2 protein-coding genes are annotated in these 2,965 nt (G+C 73.1%); one reads left to right on the forward strand and one right to left on the reverse strand.

Annotation, left to right across the window (positions count from 1 at the left end):
- The first annotated feature begins 348 nt into the window (after positions 1-348).
- Entirely contained in the window at positions 349-2,325 is a 1,977-nt protein-coding gene (locus E1266_RS36610; RefSeq protein WP_132055092.1) for an ABC transporter ATP-binding protein, read from the forward strand.
- Between the two features lie 19 nt (positions 2,326-2,344).
- Here the strand turns inward: E1266_RS36610 and E1266_RS36615 are convergent.
- Positions 2,345-2,965: sulfotransferase (locus E1266_RS36615; RefSeq protein ID WP_132055090.1), on the reverse strand; the 621-nt coding region annotated here is incomplete at its 5' end.

Here is a 2,965-nt window from a genome sequence, read left to right on the forward strand (position 1 = left end):
GCACGGACGCGCCGGCGGGGAGGGCGGTGAGGGTGAGCAGCGCGGCGGTGATGGTGATCACGCCGGCGCCGCCGCGCGGGAGGCGTCGTATCACTGGGGCTCCTGGGGGGTATGAGCCTGACGTAAGGGGTTGATCACTTTTACTCCGCGCGTGGAGCGAAGTCCATAAGCGCTTCGCGGGCCGCCGCGCGCACCGCCGGTTACGCCAGGAGCGGACGCGGGAAGGCGGCCCGCCGGACGTGCGTTGTGCCCGCCGGGTACTGAGATGCTTACTTGATTACGTCGATGCGCGCGGCGGCCCCCGCGGCCGCGCGGCGGACCTCGGAGGCGTGTGTGGGAATGCCGGGAATGCCGGGCAACGGCTGGCAGGTGATGGCCTCGTTCCGCAGGGACAGCTCCGTCACCCGGCAGAAGCTCAAGCCCGGCACGGTGAAGCGGATCGCGGGGTACGCCCGTCCCTACGTCCGCGAGCTGGTGCTCTTCCTCGCCCTGAACTCGCTGTCCGCGCTGATCGTCGTCGCCAACCCGCTGCTGCTGAAGTCGATCATCGACAGCGGCATCGTCGCGGGGCGGCAGGGCCTGGTCGTCTGGCTCGCCCTCGCCGTCGCCGGGCTCGCGCTGGTGGAGGCCGTGCTGAGCCTCGTGCAGCGCTGGTACTCGGCGCGGGTGGGGGAGGGGCTGATCTACGACCTGCGCAGCCAGGTGTTCGCGCACGTCCAGCGGCAGCCCGTCGCCTTCTTCATGCGGGCGCAGACCGGCTCACTCGTCAGCCGGCTGAACAACGACGTCATCGGCGCGCAGCGCGCCCTCACCACCACGCTGTCGTCCGTGGTGTCCAACGTGATCAGCCTCGTCCTGGTGCTGGTCACCATGCTGATCCTGTCGTGGCAGGTCACCCTCATCGCGCTGCTGCTGCTCCCGATCTTCATCCTGCCGGCCAAATGGGTCGGCAAGCGGCTCCAGCGCGTCAGCCGCGAGCAGATGGTGCTGGACGCCGAGATGGGCTCGCTGATGACCGAGCGGTTCAACGTCGCGGGCGCGATGCTGGCCAAGCTCTACGGGCGGCCCGCCGAGGAGGAGGAGAACTTCTCCGGGCGCGCCGCGCGGGTCCGCGACGTCGGGATCGTCGCCGCCATGTACGGGCGGGTCTTCTTCACCGCGCTGACGCTGGTCGCCGCCCTGGCCACCGCCATGGTCTACGGCGTCGGCGGCGTCCTCGCCGTGAACGGCGCCCTGGAGCTCGGCACGCTGGTCGCGCTCGCCACCCTGCTGACCCGGATGTACGGGCCGCTCACCGCGCTGTCCAACGTCCACGTCGACGTGATGACCGCGCTCGTCAGCTTCGACCGCGTCTTCGAGGTGCTCGACCTCAAGCCGCTCATCCGCGACCGCGACGGCGCCCGCACCCTCGGCGAGGTCCGCCCGTCCGAGAAGGACGGGCCCCTCGACGGCCGGGACGCGGCTCCGGGCAACGGCGTGCGGCTGACCAAGCCGGACGCCCCGTCGATCGAGTTCGACCACGTCCGCTTCGCCTACCCGTCGGCGGAGGAGGTGTCGCTGGCCTCGCTGGAGTCGATCGCGCGGACCGACACCGCCCCCGGGCGAGAGGTCCTGCACGACATCGACTTCACCGCGGCCCCGGGGCGGATGGTCGCGCTCGTCGGCCCGTCCGGCGCGGGCAAGTCGACGATCACGCACCTGGTGTCGCGGCTGTACGACGTGACCGGCGGCGCGTTGCGGATCGGCGGCGTCGACGTCCGCGACGTCACCCTCGCCTCGCTGCGCGGCGAGGTCGGCGTGGTCAGCCAGGACGCGCACCTGTTCCACGACTCGATCGGCGCGAACCTGCGCTACGCGCGGCCGGACGCGACCGACGAGGAGATCCGCGCGGCGCTGGAGGCGGCGCAGATCGGCGACCTCGTCGAGGCGATGCCCGAGGGCCTCGACACCGTCGTCGGCGACCGCGGCTACCGGCTGTCGGGCGGGGAGAAGCAGCGGATCGCGATCGCGCGGCTGCTGCTCAAGGCGCCGTCCGTGGTCGTGCTGGACGAGGCGACCGCGCACCTGGACTCCGAGTCCGAGGCGGCCGTCCAGCAGGCGCTGCGCACGGCGCTGGCCGGGCGGACGTCCCTGGTGATCGCGCACCGGCTGTCCACGATCCGGGAGGCCGACCAGATCCTGGTGATCGACGCCGGCCGGATCGCCGAGCGCGGGCGGCACGAGGAACTGCTGCTCCAGGGCGGCCTCTACGCCGAGCTCTACCGCACGCAGTTCGCGCACCAGCGCGACGAGGAGCGGCCGACCGAGCCCCTCGGGGCGGAGTGACGGGCCCGCGCCCGGCGGCTCAGGCGTCGGCCGGGCGGTAGCCGAGCCGCCGCAGCTCGGTCCCGGCGACCTTCTCGACCTGCGCGACCTGCCGCGGCGTGAGCCGGTCGCGCCAGGAGCCGACACCGTGGTCGGCGGCGTCCGGCGCCCCGGCGCGGACCAGCCCGGACAGGGCGGTCTTCGGCAGCGGCGCGTCCAGGTACTCCGCCAGCTCCGCGGTCACCCGGCGCGGCCGGGCCACCATCTCCTCGTAACGGACGGTGAAGAGCTGGTCCTCCGGGACCTGGCGGCGCAGCCGCGCGCTGAGCCGCACCGAGCCGCGCCAGCGCAGCGCGCACTTGACCGCCGCCGCGGCGCGCGGCCACCGGTTCCGCTCGGTGTGGTCCTCGACGCCGAGGAAGGGGTTGGGGAACACCGTGTCCAGGTTGGCCAGGCCCGGCTTGAACCAGGCCAGGCAGCGCTCGTCGTCCAGCATGTCGGCGACGACGTCCCGCCCGTCCCGGATCACCTGGACGAGCTGCGCGTCGGGGAAGGCGTCCAGCAGCACGTCGGCGCTGTAGATCAGGTCGGGGGAGGCGTCGGCGAACCGGGCGAGCCCCTGCGGCTCGACGCACGGCTCCTGGCGGGCGCCCTGGTCGGC

The sequence above is a fragment of the Actinomadura sp. 7K534 genome (assembly GCF_004348575.1).
Lineage (GTDB): Bacteria > Actinomycetota > Actinomycetes > Streptosporangiales > Streptosporangiaceae > Spirillospora > Spirillospora livida.